The sequence below is a fragment of the Variovorax sp. UC122_21 genome (assembly GCF_044056785.1).
Classification (GTDB): Bacteria; Pseudomonadota; Gammaproteobacteria; order Burkholderiales; family Burkholderiaceae_C; genus Variovorax.
Window position 1 is genome coordinate 1628629 of record NZ_CP172004.1, and the last position, 26357, is coordinate 1654985.

Consider the following 26357-nt stretch of genomic DNA (forward strand, 5'->3'; position numbering starts at 1 on the left):
GGAGCGACAGGATGACGAACAAGGCAACGATGCCCGAACAAGACCGCCAGCGGCCGCGCAACTTCGTGGCGCACCTGCGTGAACTCGCGCAACGGCGACCCGATGCCACCTGGCTGACCGTCGCGGACGAACACGGAGAAAGGGACTTCAGCTACGCGCAGTTCGAGCGTCGCGTACGCGCGCTTGCCGCGCGGCTGCAGCGAGATCTGTCCAGGGGCGACCGCGCGCTGGTCATGCTCGACAACGGCGAGCACTACGCGATCGCCATGCTGGCCTGTTTCTACGCGGGCGTGATCGCGGTGCCGATCTTCCCGCCCGAGTCGGCCCGGCCCCAGCACCTCGCGCGGCTCGCGGGCGTGGCTGACGACTGCGGCGCGCGCTGCGTGCTGACCACTGCAGCGCTCGAAGCGGCCCTCGCCGCAAGCTCGCCGACGCAGTTCGCAGGTGCCGCGATCCTTGCCGTCGATGCGATCGACGCGGTGCTGGCCGAGTCCTGGCAGCCCTTCGATCCCGCCGCCGACGACATCGCCTTCCTGCAGTACACCTCGGGCTCGACCTCGGCACCCAAGGGCGTGATCGTCACGCATGGCAACCTCATGGCCAACGAGCATGCGATCCAGGTCGGCATGGGCATCGGGCCCGACGACAAGTTCGTCTCGTGGGCGCCGCTCTATCACGACATGGGCCTGATCGGCGGCCTGCTGCAGCCGCTCTACAGCAGCATCCCGCTGGTGCTGACCTCGCCACGCCATTTCCTCGAACGGCCGGTGCGCTGGCTCGAGCTGATCTCGCGCCACCGCGCCACGCTCAGCGGCGGCCCCGACTTCTCGTTCCGCCTGTGCATCGAGCGCGTGAAGGACGCGCAGTTCGCCACGCTCGACCTGTCGAGCTGGCGCGTGGCCTACACCGGCGCCGAGCCGGTGCGCGCCGACACCGAGACCGCCTTCATCGAGCGCTTCGCCGCCGCCGGCTTCGATGCCGGCGCGGCCTATCCCTGCTACGGGCTGGCCGAAGCCACGCTCTACGTCACGGGGGGGCGGCGCGGCGACGGCATGGTCGCGCGCAGCTTCTCGCCCGAAGGCCTGGCCGCTGGCCAGGGCACTCCGAGCCTGCCGGGCGAGGACGGCACAGTGCTGGTCGGCTGCGGCGGCGTGGCGGTCGAGCATCGCGTGGAGATCGTCGATCCCGCCACGCAGGCGGTGCTCGATGGCGGCGCCATCGGCGAGATCCGCATCGCCGGCGCGAGCATCGGCGCGGGCTACTGGGGCAACGAACGCGCCTCGAGCGAGACCTTCGTCGAGCGCGATGGCCTGCGCTGGCTGCGCACCGGTGACCTCGGCTTCTTCCATGACGGTCAGCTCTACGTCACGGGTCGCATCAAGGACCTGATCATCGTGCGCGGCCACAACATCTATCCGCAGGACATCGAGCGCGTGATCGAGGCCGAGGTCGAGGCGGTGCGCAAGGGCCGCGTCGCGGTCTTCGCGGCCCACGGCCCCGACGGCGAGGGCATCGGCGCGGCCGCCGAGATCTCGCGCAGCATGCAGAAGCTGGTGCCGCCGCAGGTGCTGGTCGAGGCGCTGAGCGCCGCGGTCAGCGAGGTGTTCGGCGAGCCGCTGTCGGCCGTGGTGCTGCTCAACCCGGGCGGCATGCCCAAGACCACCAGCGGCAAGCTGCAGCGCAGCGCCTGCCGCGCGGGCTGGCTCGATCGCAGCGCCGATGCCTATGCGATCCACGAGCGCGGCCACTTCGTGAAGGGCGGCCCCGCCTCCGACGTGACGGTCGAAGCCGCGCTCGACGACACCGAGCGCGCCCTCGACGCGATCTGGCGCGAGGTGCTGCGCCAGGCCGATGCGCCCGCGTTGCCGCGCGACGCGCACTTCTTCGCGCGCGGCGGCAGTTCGTTGACGGCCACGCAGGTCGCGGCGCGCATCGCTTCGCAATGGGAGATCGACTTCCCCGTACGGGCGCTGTTCGAGCAGCCGCGTCTGCATGAATGCGCGGCCGCCGTGCGCCGGCTGCGGGCCGAGGGCCGGCGCGAGCGTCCCATGCCCGTCGCCGTGATCAGCGCGGCGCAGCGCGCGCAAGGCCTGCCGCTCTCGCATGCGCAGGAGCGCCAATGGTTCCTGTGGCAGCTCGATCCCCGAAGCGCGGCCTATCACATGAGCGGTGCGATGCAGCTGCGCGGCGCCCTCGATGCCGATGCATTGCGCGCCGCGCTCGGCGACCTGGTCGAGCGCCACGAGTCGCTGCGCACCGTGTTCCGCGCGGGCGCTGACGGCGTGCCGATGCAATGGGTCCGGGAGGCCACTGAGGCGAGCGTCGAGATCGTCGACCTGCGCGCGCAGCCCGCCGACACGCGCGAGGCGCGGCTGGCCGAGGAGGCGCGCCGCATCAAGGCCACCCCCTTCGATCTCACGCAGGGCGGCCTGCTGCGCGTTGCGCTGCTGCGCACCGCCGACGAGGCCCAGCTGCTGGTGGTCGCCATGCACCACATCGTCTCCGACGGCGCCTCGATGCAGGTGCTGCTCGAGGAACTGGCCGCGGGCTACGCCGCGCGCCTGCAAGGCCACGCGGCCGGTATCGCCGCGCCCGCGCTGCAATACGCCGACTACGCCGCCTGGCAGCGCGACTGGCTCGCGGCCGGCGAGGCGGAGCGCCAGGCCGCCTGGTGGCGCGCGCAGCTGGGCCATGAGCACCCGGTGCTCGAGCTGCGTACCGACCGCCCGCGCCAGCCACGCGCGAGCTACCGCGCCGCGCGCCACGGCTTCGAGCTGCCCGCGGCGCTGCTCGCGAAGCTGCGCACGCTGGCCCAGGCCGAGGGCGCCACGCTGTTCATCGTGCTGCTGGCGGGGCTGCAGGCACTGCTGCACCGCTACACCGGCCAGCAGGACATCCGTGTCGGCGCCGCCATCGCCAACCGCGGCCGGCCCGAGTTCGAGCGGATCATCGGCCTGTTCGTCAACACGCTGGTGCTGCGCAACCGCATCGACGGCCGCACGCCGCTGGCCGGCGTGCTCGCGCAGGCGCGCGAAGCGGTGCTCGGCGCGCAGGCGCACCAGGACCTGCCGTTCGAGCAGCTCGTGCAACTGCTGGAGCCCGAGCGCAGCATGAGCCACAGCCCGCTGGTGCAGGTGATGTTCAACCACCTGCTCGAGGACCGCGGCGCGCTGCGCCAGCTCGGCGGCCTCGACGCCGAGGACCATGCGCTGCCCGACCTCGAGGCCCAGTTCGAACTCGTGCTCGAAGTGCGCGAACGCGTGGGCGGTCCGCTGCGGCTCGACCTGATCTACGCGGCGGAGCTGTTCGACGCCGACACCATCGAGCGCATGGCCGGCCACTACCTCGCGGTGCTCGAGGCCGTGGCGGGCGATGCACGCGCGCGCGGTCGGCGATGTCGCGCTGCTGGTGGCGAGCGAGCAGGCCGAGATCGCGCGCTGGAGCGTCGATGCCACGCGCGAGCCCGGTGCCGAGCCGGTGCACCACACCATCGCGCGCCATGCGCGGCAGCAGCCCGCGGCCATCGCCTTGCTGTTCGCCGACGAGGCCCTGAGTTTCGCCGAGCTCAACCGCCGCGCCAACCGCCTCGCGCACCGCCTGGTCGCGCTCGGCGTTCGGCCCGATGCGCGCGTGGGCATCGCGATGGAGCGCAGCGTCGAGCTGGTCGTCGGCCTGCTCGCCATCCTCAAGGCCGGCGGCGCCTACCTGCCGCTCGACCCCGAATACCCGGCGCAGCGCCTGGCCTACATGGTGGACGACAGCGGCATCGACCTCCTGCTCACCCACCGCGCCACGCGCGACTGCATCGCCGCGCGCGGCGGGCTCCGGGTGCTCGAGATCGACAGCCTCGACCTCGGCACCGAGCCCGAGTCCGATCCCGAGGTCGCGCTGCACGGCGAGAACCTAGCCTACGTGATCTACACCTCGGGCTCCACCGGCAAGCCCAAGGGCGCGGCCGTGCGGCACGACGCGCTGCACAGCTGCATGGCCTGGATGCAGCGGGTCTACGTGCTCTCGCGCGACGACACCGTGCTGCACAAGGCGCCGTTCGGCTTCGACGTGTCGGTGTGGGAGATGTTCTGGCCGATGACCGCCGGCGCGCGGCTGGTGGTCGCCAACCCCGGCGACCACCGCGATCCCGAACGGCTGGTGCAACTGATCGAGCGCCACCAGGTCACCACGCTGAACTTCGTGCCCTCGATGCTGCAGGCCTTCCTCGCGCATCCGGGCATCGAGACGCGCACGCGGCTGCGCTACATCATCTGCGGCGGCGAGGCGATGCCGGCCGAGACGCAGAAGGAGGCGCTGCAGCGCCTGGCCGGCGCCTCGCTGCAGAACCTCTACGGCCCGACCGAGACCACCATCCACGTCACGCAGTGGACCTGCCGCGACGACGGCGAAAGCCTGGTGCCGATCGGCCGTCCGATCAGCGACACCCAGGCCTGGGTGCTCGACGCCGAACTCAACCGCGTGCCGCGCGGCGTGGCCGGCGAGCTCTACCTCGGCGGCGTGAACCTCGCGCGCGGCTACCTGAACCGCGCCGGCCTCAGCGCCGAGCGCTTCGTGGCCGATCCCTTCGGCGCTGGCGGCCGGCTCTACCGCACGGGCGACCTGGTGCGCTGGAACGTCGAAGGCCAGATCGAGTACCTCGGCCGCATCGACCACCAGGTCAAGATCCGCGGCCTGCGCATCGAGCTCGGCGAGATCGAGGCCCAGCTCGCGGCCCAGCCCGAGGTGCGCGAATCGGTGGTGGTCGCGAAGGAAGGTCCGACCGGCGCGACGCTGGTCGGCTACGTCTCGCCGCGCGGCGACGCGCCCGTCGACACCGCCGTGCTGCGCGAGCGCCTCGGCCAGTCGCTGCCCGACTACATGGTGCCGCGCGCCATCGTCGTGCTCGATGCGCTGCCGCTCAATGCCAACGGCAAGGTCGACCGCAAGGCGCTGCCCGAGCCCGACGACCTGGCCGGCGCGCGCGCCTACGAGGTGCCGCAGGGCGAGGTGGCGCGCACGCTCGCGGCCATCTGGTCCGAGGTGCTGCAGGTGCCGCAGGTCGGCCAGCACGACAACTTCTTCGACCTCGGCGGCCATTCACTGCTGCTGATCCGCGCGCACCGCCTGCTGCAGGACCGGCTGCGCATCGAGCTGCCGCTGGTCCAGCTGTTCAAGCACCCCACGGTCGAGTCGCTGGCGCGCGCCATCGAGCAGGGCGGTGGCCGTGCCGAGGCCGCCGCCGCGTCGGCCGCCATCGACGAGCGCGCGCTGCGCCAGCGCGCCGCCATGCTTCAACGCCGCAAGGCCGCAGAGAGAGTCCACTGATGACCACGCCCGAGTCCTTCGACGCCGTTCCCGGCGAACCCACCGGCCTGGAGATCGCCATCGTCGGCATGGCCGGGCGCTTTCCCGGCGCCGACGATGTCGATGCCTTCTGGCGCAACATCCGCGACGGCGTGGAGTCGATCCAGCGCTTCTCCGACGAGGAACTGCGCGCGCAGGGCGTGCCGCAGTCGGTGCTCGAGGAGCCCGACTACGTCAAGGCCGGCGTGCGCTTCGAGGGCTTCGACCAGTTCGACGCCGCCTTCTTCGGCTACGCGCCGCGCGAGGCCGAGGCCCTCGATCCGCAGCAGCGCGTCTTTCTCGAATGCGCCTGGTCCTCGCTCGAGCACGCGGGCTGCGATCCCGCGCGCTGGCAGGGCAAGGTCGGCGTGTACGCGGGCGAGGGCGCCAACGTCTACCTGATCCGCAACCTGCTGCCCTCGTTCGGCCTCGGCGCGCACAGCGGCATCGCCGACCTGCTGGGCCTGATGAGCGGCAACTCGGGCGGTTCGCTGTGCACGCGCGTGGCCTACAAGCTCGATCTGCGCGGCCCGGCCGTGAGCGTGCAGACCGCCTGCTCGACCTCGCTGACGGCGGTGCACACCGCCTGCCAGGCGCTGCTGGCGCACGACTGCGACATGGCGCTCGCGGGCGGCGTGTGGCTCGACCTGCTGCAGGAAGGCGGCTACCGCTGGCAGGCCGGCGCCATCCTCTCGCCCGACGGCCACTGCCGCGCCTTCGACGCCGATGCCGCCGGCACGGTGATCGGCAGCGGCGCGGGCGTGGTCGTGCTCAAGCGGCTCGACGAGGCGCTGCGAGACGGCGACACCATCCATGCGGTCATCAAGGGCACCGCGGCCAACAACGACGGCTCGGCCAAGGTCGGCTTCACCGCGCCCAGCGTGGACGGCCAGGCCGAGGTGATCCGAGCGGCGCAATTGATCGCGGGCGTGTCGGCCGACACCATCGGCTATGTCGAGACCCACGGCACCGGCACCACGCTCGGCGACCCGATCGAGATCGCCGCGCTGACCCAGGCCTTCCGCGCCGACACCGAGCGGCGCGGCTTCTGCGCCGTGGGGTCGGTCAAGACCAACATCGGTCACCTCGACGCCGCCGCCGGCGTGGCCGGCCTCATCAAGGCCGCGCAGGCGCTGCGCCACCGCGTGCTGCCCGCGAGCCTGCATTTCCGCGCGCCCAATCCGCAGATCGACTTCGCGAACAGCCCGTTCTACGTCAACACGGTGTCGAAGCCCTGGCCCGAAGGCCCGGTGCCGCGCCGCGCGGGCGTGAGCTCGTTCGGCATCGGCGGCACCAACGTGCACGTGGTGCTCGAGGAGGCGCCCGTTGCGCCCACGACGCGGCTCGCTGACGCCGAGCCGTCGTGGCAGGTGCTGCCCGTGTCGGCCAGGGACGAAGCCGCGCTGGCGCAGGCACGCGCGCGGCTCGCCGCCGAGCTGGCCGCGCCGGCGCAGGCATCCGGCGCGCCCGCGCTCGAGGACGTGGCCGCCACGCTGCAGGGCGGACGCCGCGCCTTCGAATGGCGCAGCGCCGTGGTCGCGAACGGATCGGCGCTGGCCGCGCAGATGCTGTCCTCGCCGGCGCTCGCCGCCACCCGCGCGCCAGGTTCGGCGCCGGAGGTGGCCTTCCTCTTTCCGGGCGGCGGCACCCAGCATGCCTGGATGGGCCAGGCCCTCTACCGCGACAGCCAGGTCTTTCGCGAGACCCTCGACCGCTGCGCCGCGCTGCTGCGCGCGGACAGCGGCATCGATCTGCTCGAACTGCTGTTCCCCCAGGCCGGCGACGAGCAGGCGGCCAACGAGCGGCTGGCGCGCATCGAGTTCGCGCAGCCCGCGCTGTTTGCGGCCGAGTACGCGATGGCGCGATGGTGGATGCACGCCGGCGTGGTGCCGTCGATGATGCTGGGCCACAGCCTCGGCGAATACGTGGCGGCCTGCGTGGCCGGCGTGTTCTCGCTCGAGGACGCGCTGCGCATCGTGGCCGCGCGCGGCCGGCTGATGCAGACGCTGGTTCCGGGCGCGATGACCGCGGTGCCGCTGTCGGAAGCCGAGGTCGCGCCCTTCCTGTCGACCGATTGCGATCTGGCCGTGGTCAACGGCGAGCAGCTCTGCGTGCTGGCGGGCCCGGTCGATGCGATCGAGCGTGCCGAGGAGGCGCTGCGTGCCGGGCAGCATCTGCCGCGCCGGCTGCATGTGTCGATCGCCTCGCACTCGCGCCTGGTCGATCCGATCGTCGCCGAGCTCGAGCGGTTGGTCGCGTCGGTGCCGCGCCATGCGCCGCGCATTCCCTTCATGTCCAACCTCAGCGGCCAGCCGATCACCGCACAGGAGGCGACCAGCCCCGGCTACTGGGGCCGGCACCTGCGCGGCACGGTGCGTTTCGTCGACGGCCTGCGCGGCCTGCTCGCCACGCCGGGCCGGGTGCTGCTCGAGGTGGGCCCGGGTGAATCGCTGAGCGCGCTCGCGCGCCAGCATCCGGACGCGAAGTCGGCCCTCGGCATCTGGGCCAGCCAGGCCCATCCGCAGCAGCATGCGCGCAACGCCCAGCAGCGCGCGGTGGCGATCGCCAACCTGTGGACCGCGGGCGTGGACATCGGCTGGGACGCCCTGCGCGAGGGCGCGCCGCGCCGTCGCGTGCCGCTGCCCGGCTATGCCTTCCAGCGCCGGCGCTTCTGGATCGAGGCCGGCGAGAGCGCGCGGCCCATGGAGCCGCAGGCGCCGGGCCTGTTCTACCGCCCGGTCTGGAAGCGCGCGGAGGCCGTGGCCTCCGCCGCGACGCCGGCGCAGGTGTCGCCCCAGGGCTGCACGCTGGTTCTCGGCGATCTCGACAGCTTCACCGACCGCCTCGGCAGCCTGCTGCGCGCGCGCGGCGACCGCGTGGTGCTGGCGCTGCGCGGAACGAAGTTCGCGCGCACCGCCGAGCGCCAGTACACGCTGCGCCCGGCCGAGCGCGCCGACCACGAGGCGCTGCTGCGCGAAGTCGAATCCGAAGCCGGGCCCGTGACCGAGCTGCTGCACCTCTGGAGCCTCGATGGCGGCGCGACGCATGCCGTGTCCGACGGCGCGGTGTTCGAGGCCGGCTACTTCAGCCTGCTCGCGCTGGCCCAGGCGCTCGACGCGGTCGACGGCGCCAGCCGGCCGCCGCTGCGGCTCGCGGTGATCACCGACGGCGTCGAGGACGTGGCGGGCATCGAGGCCCTCGCGCCCGAGAAGGCCACGGTGCTCGGCATCGCCAAGGTGCTCGCGCAGGAGTATCCGGCGATCGCCTGCCGCGTGGTCGACGTGGTGCGGCCCGCGCCCGAGAGCCCGGCCGAGGCCGAGCTCGCGCGTCGCATCGTCGAGGAGAGCGCGGCGGCCGATGGCGAGTTCGTCGTCGCGTACCGCGGACCGCACCGCTGGACCAAGGCCTACGAGCCGCTGCCCGCGCAGTTGCCCGGCACGCAACGCCTGCGCCAGGGCGGCGTGTACCTCATCACCGGCGGGCTCGGCGGCGTCGGTCTCGCGCTGGCCCGCCACCTGAGCAGGCAGTGGCAGGCCAGGCTGGTGCTGCTGGGCCGCAGCCCGGTGCCGCCGCGCGCCGACTGGCGGCGCCTGGCGTCGGATGCCGCCCAGCCCACCGCGCTGCGGCGCCGGCTCGAGCAACTGCTCGCGCTCGAGGCCGAGGGCGCGCAACTGCTCGCGCTGCAGGCCGACGTCACCGATGCCGCGCAGTTGCGCACCGCGCTGGCCGCCGTTCACGCGCAGTTCGGCCCGGTGCACGGCGTGGTGCATGCCGTGGTGCAACCCGACCGCGGCATGATCGCCCAGCGCACGCAGGCCGCGGTGGCGGCGGCGTTCGCGCCCAAGATCGAAGGCACGCGCGTGCTGCTCGAGGCGCTGCGCGCCGAGCCGCTGGACTTCGTGCTGTTCTGCTCCTCGGTGGCCGCGCTGATCGGCGGCCTCGGCCGCAGCGACTATGCGGCCGCCAACGCCTACCTCGACGCCTTCGCGAACGCGCGCCGCCGCGAATCCGCGTTGCCGGTGTTCTCGGTGAACTGGGACGCCTGGCGCGACGTCGGCGTGGCCGTCGACATGGACATGCCCGAAGGCGTGGGTCTCGACGAGCGTGCCGGCGTGCTCGCCTTCGAGCGCATCGCCAATGGCCCCGACCTGCCGCAGACGGTGGTGTCGATCACGCCGCTCGCCCCGCGCCTGCGCCCGATCGAGGGCCTGCTCGATGCACTGGACGACGAGGCACCCGGCGCCGCCGCCGAGGGCCGTGCCAGCCACGCACGGCCCGTGCTGCCCACGGCCTATCTCGCGCCCGAAGGCGACCTCGAGCAGGGACTGGCCGAGCTGTGGAGCGAGGCGCTGGGCATCGCGCCGGTGGGCGCCAACGACAACCTGTTCGAGCTCGGCGGCGATTCGCTGCTCGCCATCCGCCTGCTGGCGCGGGTGCGCAAGGCCTATGGCGTCGAACTCCATCCCGCCGCTTTCTTCAAGGCACCCACGATCGCCGAACTGGCGGTGCTGGTCGAGACCCGCCTGATCGAGGAGATCGAGCGCGAAGCCGACGCGGCCGCCGAAACGACCACCACGAATCTTTCATCATGAGCGAAAGCAAGGATCTCTCCGCCCGCCGCGCGAAGCTGTCGCCGGCGCAACTGGACATGCTGCAGCGCCGCCTGAAGCGCGACGCGAGTGCCGCCGCCGTTGCCGCGCCCTCGCGCGACGCGATCGTGCGCGGCAGCGACGACGGCCCCGCGCCGTCCTCGTTCGCGCAGCAGGGGCAGTGGTTCCTGTGGCAGCTCGACCCGGGCAACACCGCCTACCACGTCGGCGGCGGCCTGGGCTTCGTGGGGCCGCTCGACGTGGATGCGCTGCGGCAGGCGATGCATGCTCTCGCGCTACGCCACGACACCTTGCGCACCGCGTTCCGCACCGGCGCCGACGGCCTGCCCGAGCAGGTCGTCGAGGCCGTGAGCGCGATCGAGATTCCCTTCGTCGACCTGTCGGGGCTTGATCCGGCGGCGCGCGAGGCACGCCATCGCGAGGCGGCGCTGGCCATCAGCCGCACGCCCTTCGACCTGGCGGCCGGGCCACTGCTGCGCGGCACGCTGCTGAAGATGGGGCACGACGACCACCATCTGCTGCTGATGATGCATCACATCGGCTCCGATGCCTGGTCGGTCGAGCTGATCCTCGACGAGCTGGCCCGGCTCTATGCCTTGCGCCGCGGCGGCTCGCAGGCATCGCTCGAGACCGAGCCCGAAATCCGCTACGTCGACTTCGCGCGCTGGCAGCGCGCATGGCTAGAGGGCGGCGAGGGCGAACGGCAGCTGGCCTACTGGCGCCAGCGCCTGGGCGCGAGCCAGCCCGTGCTCGAACTGGCCACCGACCGGCCGCGCGCGGCCAGCGCGAACTACCGGGCGGCGCAGCATGTGCTCGAGGTGCCACCGGCGCTCGCGCAGTCGCTCAAGCGCGTGGCCCGCGAGCACGGTGCCACGCCGTTCATGGTGCTGCTCGCCGCGTTCCACGCGCTGCTGTTCCGACACAGCGGTCAGCAGGAGATCCGCGTCGGCGTGCCGGTGGCCGGCCGCCACCGCCCGGAGACACAGGGCGTGGTCGGTGCCTTCATCAACACGGTGGTGATGGATGCGCGGCTGAGCGAGCGCACGCGCCTGGCCGAACTGCTGGTGCAGGTGCGCGACAGCTCGCTCGAGGCCCAGGCCCACCAGGACCTGCCGTTCGAGCGGCTGGTGCAGGCGCTGAGTCCCGATCGCGGCCAGGCTGGCGCGCAGTTGTTCCAGGTCATGTTCAACCACCTCGGCGAGGGCGACCGGCCGCCGCGCGGCTGGCCCGAGCTGCTGGTGCGGCGCATCGACCTCGGCGAGCGCGCCGCGCCCTTCGAGCTGAACCTCGAGACCTTCGAGCATGCCGACGGCGGCATCCATGCCGTCTTCCGCTACGCGGCCGACCTGTTCGAGCCCGCCACCATGGCACGGCTCGCTGGCCACTACCGGCGCGTGCTCGAGGCCATGGCCACCGATCCGGCGCAGGCACTCGGCGCGCTGCCGCTGCTGGCCGATGCCGAGCTCGCGCAGCTCGCCGCCTGGGGCGTGGATCCGAATGGCCATCCGGGGTACGAGCCGGTGCACGAGGCCTTCGCGCGGCACGCGCGGCGGACGCCGGACGCGACCGCATTGCTGTTCGCTGACGAGGCGCTCGGCTATGGCGAACTCGATGCGCGCGCCAACCGCCTCGCGCACCGGCTGATCGCGCTGGGCGTGGGGGTGGAGAGCCGCGTCGGCATCGCGGTCGAGCGCTCGGTCGAGATGATGGTGGGCATCCTCGCGATCCTGAAGGCCGGCGCGGCCTACGTGCCGCTGGACCCCGAGTATCCGGCGGACCGCCTGGCCTACATCGTGGCGGACAGCGGCATCGCGCTGCTGCTCACGCAGCGCCGGCTGCACCACCTGGTGCCGGTGGCCGACGCGCTGCCCGTGCTCGAACTCGACACGCTCGACACGAGCACCGAATCGGCGGTCGATCCCGGCGTGAAGCTGCACGGCGCCAACCTGGCCTATGTGATCTACACCTCGGGCTCCACCGGCAAGCCCAAGGGCGCGGCGATCCGCCACGACGCGCTGCACAACTGCATGGCATGGATGCAGCAGACCTACGGGCTCACCGACGACGACACGGTGCTGCACAAGGCTCCGTTCGGCTTCGACGTGTCGGTGTGGGAGATGTTCTGGCCGCTGACGCAGGGCGTGCGGCTGGTGGTGGCCAACCCCGGCGATCACCGCGACCCCGAGCGGCTGGTCGAACTGATCCGCCGCCACCAGGTCACGACGCTGAACTTCGTGCCCTCGATGCTGCAGGCCTTCCTGGCGCACGAGGGCATCGAGGCCACGACGCGGCTGCGCTACATCATCTGCGGCGGCGAGGCCATGCCGGCCGCCACGCAGGGCGAGGCGCTGCGGCGCCTGAGCGGCGCCACGCTGCAGAACCTCTACGGGCCGACCGAAACCACCATCCACGTCACCCACTGGACCTGCCGCGACGACGGCCGCAGCCAGGTGCCGATCGGCCGGCCGGTCAGCGCCACGGGCGCCCATGTGCTCGACGCGGGACTGAACCCCGTGCCACAGGGCGTGGCGGGCGAGCTGTACCTGAGCGGTGCGAGCCTCGCGCGCGGCTACCTGAACCGCGCGGGCTTGACCTCGGAGCGTTTCATCGCGGCGGAGGGCGGAGGCCGTCTGTACCGAACGGGAGACCTTGTGCGCTGGAGCGCGCAGGGCGAGCTGGAGTACCTGGGGCGGCTGGACCACCAGGTCAAGGTTCGGGGCTTTCGCATCGAGCTGGGCGAGGTGGAAGCACAGCTGCTGGGCCAGCCCGAGGTGCGCGAGGCGGTGGTGGTGGCGCACGATGGAGCGGCGGGCGCGAGCCTGGCGGGCTACGTGAGCCTGCACGCGGGCGCGTCGCTGGACACGGGCGAGCTGCGCGATCGTCTGGGCGCGGTGCTGCCGGACTACATGGTTCCGGCGGCGCTGATGGTGCTGCAGGGGCTGCCGCTGAACGCCAACGGCAAGGTGGACCGCAAGGCGCTGCCTGCGCCGCAGTACACGAACGCCTCGCGCTACGAGGCGCCGGTGGGCGCGGCGGAGCAGACGCTGGCCGGCATCTGGGCCGAGGTGCTGGGTGTGGAGCGGGTGGGGCGGCAAGACAACTTCTTCGAGCTGGGCGGGCACTCGCTGCTGGCGCTGCGGCTGCTGGAGCGGGTGCGCCGCGAGGACTGGACGATGCAGGTTCGCACCTTGTTCCAGCAGCCGCAGCTCGGCGCGTTCGCGCAGGCATTGCTGCAGGAACAGGGTCGGCGCGAGGTGGTGGTGCCGGCCAACGGCATCCCGGCGGGCAGCGAGGTGCTGGAGCCCGGGATGCTGAGCCTGATCGAGCTGGACGAGGCGCAGATCGCGCGGATCGTGGCGGCGGTGCCGGGCGGGGCGTCGAACATCCAGGACATCTATCCGCTGGCGCCGCTGCAGGAGGGGATGCTGTTCCATCACCTGCTGCAGGCGAGTGGGGACGCATACGTGACGCCGCTGGCGCTGAGCTTCGAGACGCGCGAGCAGCTGGAGCGCTTCGTGGACAGCCTGGACCAGGTGATCCAGCGCCACGACATCCTGCGCACGGCGGTGCTGTGGGAGGGGCTGAAGGAGCCGGTGCAGGTGGTGCAGCGCAGCGCCGCGCTGCGGCTGCAGTGGCCGCGCATCGACGATGCGCAGGCGGACGTCGCGCAGTGGCTGGAGGCTTGCGTGGACCCGTCGAGCTACCGCATCGACGTGCGCGAGGCGCCGATGATCCGTGCGCTGGCCGCGCACGACGCGCGCCACGCGGACGGCGAGCGCTGGCTGCTGCAGCTGCCCAGCCACCACCTGGTGCTGGACCACACGACGCTGGAGCTGCTGGTGCAGGAGATCGCGCTGGTGCAGCAGGGCCTGCATGCGCAGCTGCCCGAGCCGGTGCCGTTCAGGCGCTACGTGGCGCAGTCGAGGCTAGGGGTGAGCCAGGGCGAGCACGAGGCCTTCTTCCGGCGGATGCTGGCGGACGTGGACGAGCCGACGGCGCCGTTCAACGTGCTGGACGTGCAGGGGGACGGGCAGCGGGTGGACGAGGCGCGCGAGCGGCTGGAGCCGGAGCTCGCGCGTGGGGTGCGGCGCGAGGCGCAGCGCCACGGGGTGAGCGCGGCGACGCTGTTCCACCTGGCGTGGGCGCTGGTGCTGGCGCGCACGACGGGCAAGGACGACGTGGTGTTCGGCACGGTGCTGTTCGGGCGCATGCAGGGCGGGGAGGGGGCGCAGCGGGCGCTGGGGATGTTCATCAACACGCTGCCGCTGCGCGTGAGGCTGGGAGCGCGCGACGTGCTGTCGTGCGTGCGGCAGACGCACGAGAGCCTGACGCAGCTGCTGCACCACGAGCATGCGGGGCTGTCGCTGGCGCAGCGGTGCAGTGGGCTGCCTGGGGGCACGCCGTTGTTCTCGGCGCTGCTGAACTACCGCTACAGCCCGGAGGAGAACGAGGGTGAAGAAACCTTCGCGTGGGCCGGGATGCGTGTGCTGGGTGGCCGCGAGCGCAGCAACTACCCGTTCTGCCTGTCGGTGGACGACCTGGGCGAGGGCTTCGCGCTGGTGGCGCAGACGGTGCAGGGGGTGGATGCGCAGCGGGTGTGCGGGTTCATGCGGGCGGCGGTGGAAGGCGTCGTGCGGGCACTGGCCGAGCAGCGGCAGCAGCCGGTGTGCGAGCTGGAGCTGCTGCCCGAGGCCGAGCTCGCGCAGCTGGATGCGTGGGGCGTGAACGCGCGCGACGAGGGCCATGCGCGGCCGGTGCACGAGGTGTTCGAGGCGCATGCGGCGCGGCACCCGGAAGCAGTGGCGCTGGTGTTCGGCGAGCAGGAGATCGGCTATGGCGAGCTGAACGCACGGGCGAACCGGCTGGCGCATCGGTTGATGGCGCTGGGGGTGGGTCCGGAGGCGCGGGTGGGGATCGCGCTGGAGCGCGGAGTGGAGATGGTGGTGGCGATCCTGGGGGTGGTGAAGGCCGGGGGCGCGTACGTGCCGCTGGACCCGGAGTACCCGGTGGATCGGCTGGCATACATGGTGGGGGACAGCGGGATCGGGTTGCTGCTGACGCAGGGTGCGGTGGCGAGGCGCGTGCCGGTGGAGGGCAACGGCGAGCAGGGCAGGGTGCGCGTGCTGGTGCTGGACGAGGAAGGCACAGCGCAGTCGATCGCGAGCGAACCCACGCACGACCCGGGCGTGGTGCTGCACGGCGAGAACATCGCCTACGTCATCTACACCTCGGGATCCACCGGCAAGCCCAAGGGCGCCGCCAACCGCCACGGCTCGCTGTTCAACCGCCTCGCGTGGATGCAGCAGGCCTACCGGCTCGATGCCACCGACACCGTGTTGCAGAAGACGCCGTTCGGCTTCGACGTGTCGGTGTGGGAATTCTTCTGGCCGCTGATGACGGGCGCGCGCCTGGTCGTCGCCGCGCCCGGCGACCATCGCGAGCCGGCACGGCTGGTCGAGCTGATCCGCAGGCACGGCGTCAGCACGCTGCACTTCGTGCCGTCGATGCTGCAGGCCTTCCTGGCCGGCGCGGGCGTCGAGGGTTGCACCAGCCTGCGGCACATCGTCTGCAGCGGCGAAGCCCTGTCGGCCGAGGCGCAGAACCAGGTGTTCGCGCGGCTGCCGCAGGCCCGGCTCCACAATCTCTACGGCCCGACCGAGGCGGCCATCGACGTCACGCACTGGACCTGCCGCGACGACGGCCGCTCCCAGGTGCCGATCGGGCAGCCCATCAGCGGCACGCGCACCCACGTGCTGGACGCCGCGCTCAACCCCGCGCCGGCCGGCGTGGCCGGCGAGCTCTACCTGGGTGGACTGAACCTGGCGCGCGGCTACCTCAACCGGCCCGGCCTGAGCGCCGAGCGCTTCGTCGCGGCCGAGGGCGGCGAGCGGCTCTATCGCACCGGCGACCTGGTGCGCTGGAATGCCGAGGGCGAGCTCGAGTACCTGGGTCGCATCGACCACCAGGTGAAGATCCGCGGCTTGCGCATCGAGCTCGGCGAGATCGAGGCCCAGCTGCTCGCGCAGCCTGAAGTGCGCGAGGCGGTGGTGGTGGCCGACGAAGGCCCCGCGGGCATGCGCCTCGTCGGCTACGTGTCGGCGCACGCCGGCCATGAGATCGACAGCGCGGCGGTGCGCGAGCGGCTCGCGGCCACGCTGCCCGACTACATGGTGCCTGGCGTGCTGATCGTGTTGCAGACCCTGCCGCTCAATGCCAACGGCAAGGTCGACCGCAAGGCGCTGCCTTCGCCGCAGTCGGCGAACGCGCCGCGCTACGAGGCGCCGGTCGGCGAGACCGAGCAGGCGCTCGCCGGCATCTGGGCCGAGGTGCTGGGCCTGCCGCGCGTGGGCCGTCACGACAACTTCTTCGAGCTCGGCGGCCATTCGCTGCTCGCGGTCCAGGTGGCCGCGCGGGTGCAGGGCGCCCTGCACATGGACCTGGCGGTCAAGGACATCTTCCTGCACCCGGTGGTGATGGACATGGCCGCGCTGGTGGCGAGCCAGCGCGACGCCCGGCCTGCGGCACAGGCGCTCTCGGAGATCGATTCACTGCTTGACAGCATGGAGGCTGTTTGATGGACCCCCTCGCAACCCGGCGCATCGCGGAACGCTTCTCGCGCCTGACGGACGAGCAGCGCCGCACGGTCTACCAGAAGATCCGCGCCGAGGGCATGACGCTCGGCCAGTTCCCGATCCTGGCGCGTGACCCGTCGGTACTGGAGCGCAGCCACCTGTCGTACGCGCAGCTGCGGCAATGGTTCCTGTGGCAGCTGGACCCTGGCAGCACGGCGTACCACATCAGCGGGGCGCTGTCGCTGTCGGGCGACCTGGACGTTGGCGCGGTGCGCGCGAGCTTCGCGGCGCTGGTGCAGCGCCACGAGGCGCTGCGCACGGTGTTCCGTGCGAACGCGGATGGCGTGGCCGAGCAACTGATCCGAGACAGCGCGGCGTTCGCGATCGAGGAGATCGACCTGGCTACGGTGCCTGAGGCCGACCGCGATGCAAGCGTGCACGAGCAGGCGCTGCGCCTGAGCGAGACCGCGTTCGACCTGGGCGAGGGCCCGCTGCTGCGCGTGGGGCTGATCCGTCGCGCCGAGCGCGAGCACGTGCTGGTGGTGGTGATGCACCACATCGTGTCGGACGGCTGGTCGCTGCAGATCATCGTGGACGAGTTCGTGGCGCAGTACCGCGCACGCGTGCTGCACACGCCGATCGAGCCGAAGGCGCTGCCGATCCAGTACGCCGACTACGCCGTGTGGCAGAAGCAGTGGCTGGAAGCAGGCGAGAAGGAGCGGCAGCTGGCGTACTGGACGCAGCACCTGGGCCGCGAGCACCCGGTGCTGCAGCTGCCGACCGACCATCCGCGGCGCGCGGACGGCCGCTACCGAGGCGCGCGGCTGGACGTGGAGCTGCCCGCGGAGCTGGCGCGGGCGCTGCAGCGGCGCGCGCAGGGCGAGGGGGCGACCCTGTTCATGGTGCTGCTGGCGGGGCTGCAGGTGCTGCTGTCGCGCTACACCGGGCAGTCGGACATCCGCGTGGGCGTGCCGATCGCCAACCGCCACCGGGTGGAGACGGAGGGCGTGATCGGCTTCTTCGTGAACACGCAGGTGCTGCGCGCGACGGTGGATGCGCGCGCGAGCCTGGGTCAGGTGCTGGGGCAGGTGCGGGAAGCGGCGCTGGGCGCGCAGGCGCACCAGGACCTGCCGTTCGAGCAGTTGGTGGAGGCGCTGCAGCCCGAGCGCAGCCTGGGGGTGAACCCGCTGTTCCAGGTGATGTTCAACCACCAGCGTGGCGACCTGAAGGTGCTGCAGGGCTGGCCGGGGCTGGCGCTGCGGGAGTACGCGCTGGGAGTGCAGGAGGCGCAGTTCGAGCTGACGCTGGACACGGTGGAGGGAGCGGACGGCCGTGTGCAGGCGAGCTTCAGCTACGCGCTGGAGCTGTTCGATGCACAGACGGTGCAGCGGCTGGCGGCGCATTACCTGGCGGTGCTGGGAGCGCTGGCGCAGGAGCCTCGGCAGGCGGTGGGCGAGGTGGAGTTGATGGGTCGGCAGGAGCGCGAGCAGCTGGCGGCGTGGGGCACGAACGCGCGGCGGTATGCGAATGCGCAGCCGGTGCATGCGCTGTTCGAGCGGCATGCGGCGCAGCGCCCCGAAGCGGTGGCGCTGGTGCATGGGGAGCAGGCGCTGGGCTATGGAGAGCTGAATGCGCGGGCGAACCGGCTGGCGCACCGGCTGATCGCGTTGGGGGTGGGGCCGGAGGTGCGGGTGGGGATCGCGCTGGAGCGCGGGGTGGAGATGGTGGTGGGGATCCTGGGGATCCTGAAGGCGGGCGGTGCGTACGTGCCGCTGGACCCGCAGTACCCGGCGCAGCGGCTGGCGCACATGGTGAGCGACAGCGGTGTGGCGCTGGTGCTGACGCAGGAGTCGGTGAGCGAGCGCGTGCCGGTGGGGCAGGGCGTGAAGCTGCTGAGCCTGGAGGCACTGGCGCTGGACGGGGAGCCCGCGCACGACCCGGGCGTGCGGGTGCATCCGGAGAACCTGGCCTACCTGATCTACACCTCGGGGTCCACCGGCAGGCCCAAGGGCGTCGGCATCGCGCACCATGCGCTGTTCCAGCACACGCAGGAGTCGATCCGCTTCTTCGGCCTGACAGCGGCCGACCGCATGCTGCAGTTCTCGACGCTGAATTTCGACGGCTTCGTCGAGCAGACCTTTCCGCCGCTCGCCGCGGGCGCGGCGATGGTGCTGCGAGGACCGCAGCTGTGGGACAGCGAGACCTTCCACCGCGAGCTGATCGAACGGCAGGTCAGCGTGGTCGACCTCACGACCGCCTACTGGCTGCTGCTCGTGCAGGACTTCGCGCGCCACGGCCCGCGTTCCTATGGCGCGCTGCGGCAGGTGCATGCGGGCGGCGAGGCCATGCCGCCCGAAGGGCTCAATGCCTGGCGCAAGGCCGGCCTCGAAGGGGTCGCGCTGCTCAATACCTACGGCCCGACCGAAGCAACGGTCACGGCCACGGTGCTCGACTGCGCACCCTATGTGCGCGGCGAGCGCGAACTGCCGCTGCGCATGCCGATCGGCGTGCCGCTGGCCGGGCGTGCACTGCATGTGCTCGGCGCCGACCTCGAACCCGTGCCCCGGGGCGTAGCGGGCGAACTCTGCATCGGCGGAGCCCTGCTGGCGCGCGGCTACCTCGGCCGGCCCGAACTGAGCGCCGAGCGCTTCATTGCAACGGAAGGCGGAGGCCGTCTGTACCGCACGGGAGACTTGGTGCGCTGGAGCGCGCAGGGCGAGCTGGAGTACCTGGGGCGTCTGGACCACCAGGTCAAGGTTCGGGGCTTTCGCATCGAGCTGGGCGAGGTGGAGGCGCAGCTGCTGGGCCAGCCGGAGGTGCGCGAGGCGGTGGTGGTGGCGCACGATGGAGCGGCGGGCGCGAGCCTGGCGGGCTACGTGAGCCTGCACGCGGGCGGGTCGCTGGACACGGGCGAGCTGCGCGATCGTCTGGGCGCGGTGCTGCCGGACTACATGGTTCCGGCGGCGCTGATGGTGCTGCAGGGGCTGCCGCTGAACGCCAACGGCAAGGTGGACCGCAAGGCGCTGCCGGCGCCGCAGTACACGAACGCCTCGCGCTACGAGGCGCCGGTGGGCGCGGCGGAGCAGACGCTGGCCGGCATCTGGGCCGAGGTGCTGGGCGTGGAGCGGGTGGGGCGGCAAGACAACTTCTTCGAGCTGGGCGGGCACTCGCTGCTGGCGCTGAGGCTGCTGGAGCGGGTGCGCCGCGAGGGCTGGACGATGCAGGTTCGCACCTTGTTCCAGCAGCCGCAGCTCGGCGCGTTCGCGCAGGCATTGATGCAGGAACAGGGCCGACGCGAGGTGGTGGTGCCGGCCAACGGCATCCCGGCGGGCAGCGAGGTGCTGGAGCCCGGGATGCTGAGCCTGATCGAGCTGGACGAGGCGCAGATCGCGCGGATCGTGGCGGCGGTGCCGGGCGGGGCGTCGAACATCCAGGACATCTATCCGCTGGCGCCGCTGCAGGAGGGGATGCTGTTCCATCACCTGCTGCAGGCGAGTGGGGACGCATACGTGACGCCGCTGGCGCTGAGCTTCGAGACGCGCGAGCAGCTGGAGCGCTTCGTGGACAGCCTGGACCAGGTGATCCAGCGCCACGACATCCTGCGCACGGCGGTGCTGTGGGAGGGGCTGAAGGAGCCGGTGCAGGTGGTGCAGCGCAGCGCCGCGCTGCGGCTGCAGTGGCCGCGCATCGACGATGCGCAGGCGGACGTCGCGCAGTGGCTGGAGGCTTGCGTGGACCCGTCGAGCTACCGCATCGACGTGCGCGAGGCGCCGATGATCCGTGCGCTGGCCGCGCACGACGCGCGCCACGCGGACGGCGAGCGCTGGCTGCTGCAGCTGCCCAGCCACCACCTGGTGCTGGACCACACGACGCTGGAGCTGCTGGTGCAGGAGATCGCGCTGGTGCAGCAGGGCCTGCATGCGCAGCTGCCCGAGCCGGTGCCGTTCAGGCGCTACGTGGCGCAGTCGAGGCTGGGGGTGAGCCAGGGCGAGCACGAGGCCTTCTTCCGGCGGATGCTGGCGGACGTGGACGAGCCGACGGCGCCGTTCAACGTGCTGGACGTGCAGGGGGACGGGCAGCGTGTGGACGAGGCGCGCGAGCGGCTGGAGCCGGAGCTCGCGCGCGGGGTGCGGCGCGAGGCGCAGCGCCACGGGGTGAGCGCGGCGACGCTGTTCCACCTGGCGTGGGCGCTGGTGCTGGCGCGCACGACGGGCAAGGACGACGTGGTGTTCGGCACGGTGCTGTTCGGGCGCATGCAGGGCGGGGAGGGGGCGCAGCGGGCGCTGGGGATGTTCATCAACACGCTGCCGCTGCGCGTGAGGCTGGGCGCGCGCGACGTGCTGTCGTGCGTGCGGCAGACGCACGAGAGCCTGACGCAGCTGCTGCACCACGAGCATGCGGGGCTGTCGCTGGCGCAGCGGTGCAGTGGGCTGCCTGGGGGCACGCCGTTGTTCTCGGCGCTGCTGAACTACCGCTACAGCCCGGAGGAGAACGATGGTGAAGAAACCTTCGCGTGGGCCGGGATGCGCGTGCTGGGCGGTCGCGAGCGCAGCAACTACCCGTTCTGCCTGTCGGTGGACGACCTGGGCGAGGGCTTCGCGCTGGTGGCGCAGACGGTGCAGGGGGTGGATGCGCAGCGGGTGTGCGGGTTCATGCGGGCGGCGGTGGAAGGCGTCGTGCGGGCACTGGCCGAGCAGCGGCAGCAGCCGGTGTGCGAGCTGGAGCTGCTGCCCGAGGCCGAGCTCGCGCAGCTGGATGCGTGGGGCGTGAACGCGCGCGACGAGGGCCATGCGCGGCCGGTGCACGAGGTGTTCGAGGCGCATGCGGCGCGGCACCCGGAAGCAGTGGCGCTGGTGTTCGGCGAGCAGGAGATCGGCTATGGCGAGCTGAACGCACGGGCGAACCGGCTGGCGCATCGGTTGATGGCGCTGGGGGTGGGTCCGGAGGCGCGGGTGGGGATCGCGCTGGAGCGCGGAGTGGAGATGGTGGTGGCGATCCTGGGGGTGGTGAAGGCCGGGGGCGCGTACGTGCCGCTGGACCCGGAGTACCCGGTGGATCGGCTGGCATACATGGTGGGGGACAGCGGGATCGGGTTGCTGCTGACGCAGGGTGCGGTGGCGAGGCGCGTGCCGGTGGAGGGCAACGGCGAGCAGGGCAGGGTGCGCGTGCTGGTGCTGGACGAGGCACAGACGGCGCAGGCGATCGCGAACGAGCCGGCCCACGACCCGGGCGTGGTGCTGCACGGCGAGAACATCGCCTACGTCATCTACACCTCGGGATCCACCGGCAAGCCCAAGGGCGTGGCGGTTGCGCATGGCCCCTTCGCCGCACACTGCATCGATTCGGCCGAGGTCTACGAGATGGGGCCGCGGTCGCGCGAACTGCATTTCCTGTCCTTCTCGTTCGACGGTGCCCATGAGCGCCTGTTCACCGCGCTGTGCTGCGGGGCGTCGCTGCTGCTGCGCGACGCGGCGCTGTGGACCGCCGAGCAGACCCTCGATGCGATGCGGCGCCACGGCGTGACCAACGCGGGCTTCCCGCCGGTGTACCTGCGGCAGCTCGCCGACTGGGCGCGCGACACCGGGCAGTGCCCGCCGGTGCAGCTCTATTCCTTCGGCGGCGAGGCGATGTCGCGCGAAGGTTTCGACATGGTGCGCCAGCACCTGAAACCCCGGATCCTCATCAACGGCTACGGACCGACCGAATCGGTGGTGACGCCGATGCTGTGGAAGGTCGATGCCGCGGCGAGTTTCTCCGAAGGCTATGCGCCCATCGGGCAGCCGATGGCGGGGCGCAAGGCCTATGTGCTCGATGCCGGCCTGCAGCGGATGCCGCGCAACGTGGCCGGCGAGCTCTACCTGGGCGGCACCGGCCTGGCGCGCGGCTATCTCGATCGCGGCGGCCTGAGCGCCGAGCGTTTCGTCGCCGATCCCTTCGGCGGCGCGGGCGAGCGCCTCTACCGCACCGGCGACCTCGTGCGCTGGCGCGACGACGGCCAGCTCGAGTACCTGGGCCGCATCGACCACCAGGTGAAGATCCGCGGCTTCCGCATCGAGCTCGGCGAGGTCGAGGCCCAACTGCTCGCGCAGCCGGAGGTGCGCCAGGCGGTGGTGGTGGCCGACACCGGAGCGGCCGGCGCACGGCTCGCGGGCTATGTGTCGCTGCATGCGGACCGCGCGATCGAGCCGGCCGTGCTGCGGCAGCGGCTGGGCGCCGTGCTGCCCGACTACATGGTGCCGAGCGCCGTGATGGTGCTCGACGCCCTTCCGCTCAATGCCAACGGCAAGGTGGACCGCCATGCGCTGCCGCGCGCGGTGCATGCGAGCGAGCAGGCCTACGAAGCGCCGGTGGGCGCGGTGGAGGCGGTGCTCGCGCAGGTGCTGGCCGAGGTGCTGGGCCTGCCGCGCGTGGGACGGCACGACAACTTCTTCGAGCTCGGCGGCGATTCGATCGCCGCGCTCAAGGTGATTGCGCGCGCGCACCGCGACGGCCTGCGGCTCACGCCGCGGCAGATCTTCGAGCACCAGGCCGTGGCGCGTATCGCGCAGGCCGTCGGCACGGACGCCGCGCCGGCCGCCGAGCCGATTCCCGCGCTGCCCGCGGCGCAGCGCGCGGGCAGCCTGCCGCTGTCGTACGCGCAGCTGAGGCAATGGTTCCTGTGGCAGCTGGACCCTGGCAGCACGGCGTACCACATCAGCGGGGCGCTGTCGCTGTCGGGCGACCTGGACGTTGGCGCGGTGCGCGCGAGCTTCGCGGCGCTGGTGCAGCGCCACGAGGCGCTGCGCACGGTGTTCCGTGCGAACGCGGATGGCGTGGCCGAGCAACTGATCCGAGACAGCGCGGCGTTCGCGATCGAGGAGATCGACCTGGCTACGGTGCCTGAGGCCGACCGCGATGCAAGCGTGCACGAGCAGGCGCTGCGCCTGAGCGAGACCGCGTTCGACCTGGGCGAGGGCCCGCTGCTGCGCGTGGGGCTGATCCGTCGCGCCGAGCGCGAGCACGTGCTGGTGGTGGTGATGCACCACATCGTGTCGGACGGCTGGTCGCTGCAGATCATCGTGGACGAGTTCGTGGCGCAGTACCGCGCACGCGTGCTGCACACGCCGATCGAGCCGAAGGCGCTGCCGATCCAGTACGCCGACTACGCCGTGTGGCAGAAGCAGTGGCTGGAAGCAGGCGAGAAGGAGCGGCAGCTGGCGTACTGGACGCAGCACCTGGGCCGCGAGCACCCGGTGCTGCAGCTGCCGACCGACCATCCGCGGCGCGCGGACGGCCGCTACCGAGGCGCGCGGCTGGACGTGGAGCTGCCCGCGGAGCTGGCGCGGGCGCTGCAGCGGCGCGCGCAGGGCGAGGGGGCGACCCTGTTCATGGTGCTGCTGGCGGGGCTGCAGGTGCTGCTGTCGCGCTACACCGGGCAGTCGGACATCCGCGTGGGCGTGCCGATCGCCAACCGCCACCGGGTGGAGACGGAGGGCGTGATCGGCTTCTTCGTGAACACGCAGGTGCTGCGCGCGACGGTGGATGCGCGCGCGAGCCTGGGTCAGGTGCTGGGGCAGGTGCGGGAAGCGGCGCTGGGCGCGCAGGCGCACCAGGACCTGCCGTTCGAGCAGTTGGTGGAGGCGCTGCAGCCCGAGCGCAGCCTGGGGGTGAACCCGCTGTTCCAGGTGATGTTCAACCACCAGCGTGGCGACCTGAAGGTGCTGCAGGGCTGGCCGGGGCTGGCGCTGCGGGAGTACGCGCTGGGAGTGCAGGAGGCGCAGTTCGAGCTGACGCTGGACACGGTGGAGGGAGCGGACGGCCGTGTGCAGGCGAGCTTCAGCTACGCGCTGGAGCTGTTCGATGCACAGACGGTGCAGCGGCTGGCGGCGCATTACCTGGCGGTGCTGGGAGCGCTGGCGCAGGAGCCTCGGCAGGCGGTGGGCGAGGTGGAGTTGATGGGTCGGCAGGAGCGCGAGCAGCTGGCGGCGTGGGGCACGAACGCGCGGCGGTATGCGAATGCGCAGCCGGTGCATGCGCTGTTCGAGCGGCATGCGGCGCAGCGCCCCGAAGCAGTGGCGCTGGTGCATGGGGAGCAGGCGCTGGGCTATGGAGAGCTGAATGCGCGGGCGAACCGGCTGGCGCACCGGCTGATCGCGCTGGGGGTGGGGCCGGAGGTGCGGGTGGGGATCGCGCTGGAGCGCGGGGTGGAGATGGTGGTGGGGATCCTGGGGATCCTGAAGGCGGGTGGTGCGTACGTGCCGCTGGACCCGGAGTACCCGGCGCAGCGGCTGGCGCACATGGTGAGCGACAGCGGTGTGGCGCTGGTGTTGACGCAGGAGTCGGTGAGCGAGCGCGTGCCGGTGGGCGAAGGCGAGGGCAAGGGCGTGAAGCTGCTGAACCTGGAGACGCTGGCGCTGGACGGGGAGCCCGCGCACGACCCGGGCGTGCGGGTGCATCCGGAGAACCTGGCCTACCTGATCTACACCTCGGGGTCCACCGGCAGGCCCCAAGGGGGCACAGCTGTGCCATCGCAACGTCACGCGGCTGCTCGACGCGACCGAGCCGTGGTTCGGCTTCGGGCCGCAGGACACCTGGACGCTGTTCCATTCCTACGCCTTCGATTTCTCGGTGTGGGAGATCTTCGGCGCGCTGTGCACCGGCGGCCGGCTGGTCGTGGTGCCGTTCTGGGTCAGCCGTTCGCCGGAGGACTTCCTGCGGTTGCTGCGCGAGCAGCGCGTGACCGTGCTCAACCAGACGCCGTCCGCCTTCGGGCAGCTGGCGTGCCTGCCGCAGGCGCTCGAGGACGGGCTGGCGCTGCGCGTCGTCATCTTCGGTGGCGAGGCCCTGGAGCCGCAGCGGCTGCGCGGCTGGATCGAGCACCACGGCGACCGCGCGCCGCGGCTCGTCAACATGTACGGCATCACCGAGACCACGGTGCACGTGACCTTCCGCGAGATCACCGCGGCTGACATCGGCCAGCAGCGCAGCCCCGTGGGCGTCGCGATTCCCGACCTTGGCCTGCAGGTGCTCGACGCGCAACTGAATCGGGTGCCGTTCGGCGTGGCGGGCGAACTGCACGTGTCGGGCGCCGGTCTGGCGCGCGGCTACCTGAATCGCGCCGGCCTCAGCGCGGAGCGCTTCATCGCGACCGACGACGGCGGCCGCCTCTACCGCACCGGTGACCTGGTGCGGCTGACCGCGCAGGGCCAGCTCGAGTACCTGGGCCGCATCGACCACCAGGTCAAGGTGCGCGGCTTCCGCATCGAGCTCGGCGAGATCGAGGCGCAGTTGCTGGCGCTGCCCGAGGTGCGCGAGGCGATCGTGCTGGCGATCGAAGGCAGCGCCGGCACGAGGCTGGCGGCCTATGTCTCGCTGCACGTGGGACAGGACGCCGATGCCGCCGTGCTGAGGCAGCGCCTGGGGGCCGCCTTGCCCGACTACATGGTGCCCGCGTCGCTGACGGTGCTGGACGGGCTGCCGCTCAATGCCAACGGCAAGGTCGACCGCAAGGCGCTGCCCGCGCCGTCGTCCGCCACGAGCGAGCAGGCCTTCGAGGCGCCGCAGGGCGAGCTCGAGGCGTCGCTGGCCGGCATCTGGGCCGAGGTGCTTGGCGTGGCGCGCGTGGGCCGGCAGGACAACTTCTTCGAACTCGGCGGCCATTCCCTGCTCGCGGTGCAGGTGACGGCCGGCGTGCGGCGGCGCCTCGGCGTCGAGCTGCCGCTGCGCATGGTGTTCGAGCAGCGGTCCTTCGCCGAATTCGCCGCGAACGTGGCCGCGCAGCTGTCCGACCAGGGCACTGCCGGCGAGGGCCGCAGCGCCGATCGCATCGACGCGCTGCTGGCCGAACTGGAGGTATAGGAGA

At 72.2% G+C, this 26357-nt stretch carries 2 protein-coding genes and 2 pseudogenes; all 4 read left to right on the forward strand.

Annotated features, from left to right (window positions below; translation table 11 throughout):
- Positions 1-11: 11 nt before the first annotated feature.
- The 4 genes and pseudogenes from ACHMXE_RS20130 (at position 12) to ACHMXE_RS20145 (ending at position 26353) form a co-directional block, all read left to right on the forward strand.
- Positions 12-5316 (forward strand): annotated as a pseudogene (locus ACHMXE_RS20130) (amino acid adenylation domain-containing protein).
- Positions 5316-9926, forward strand: coding sequence for an SDR family NAD(P)-dependent oxidoreductase (locus ACHMXE_RS20135; RefSeq protein ID WP_395350974.1), 4611 nt, complete (start codon positions 5316-5318; stop codon positions 9924-9926). Before ACHMXE_RS20130 ends, ACHMXE_RS20135 begins: the two are co-directional and overlap by 1 nt.
- Positions 9923-16519, forward strand: coding sequence for an amino acid adenylation domain-containing protein (locus ACHMXE_RS20140; RefSeq protein WP_395350975.1), 6597 nt, complete (start codon positions 9923-9925; stop codon positions 16517-16519). Before ACHMXE_RS20135 ends, ACHMXE_RS20140 begins: the two co-directional genes overlap by 4 nt.
- A pseudogene (locus tag ACHMXE_RS20145) lies at positions 16519-26353 on the forward strand (amino acid adenylation domain-containing protein). The gene ACHMXE_RS20140 and the pseudogene ACHMXE_RS20145 overlap by 1 nt, the downstream one beginning before the upstream one ends.
- The last annotated feature ends 4 nt before the right edge of the window (positions 26354-26357 follow it).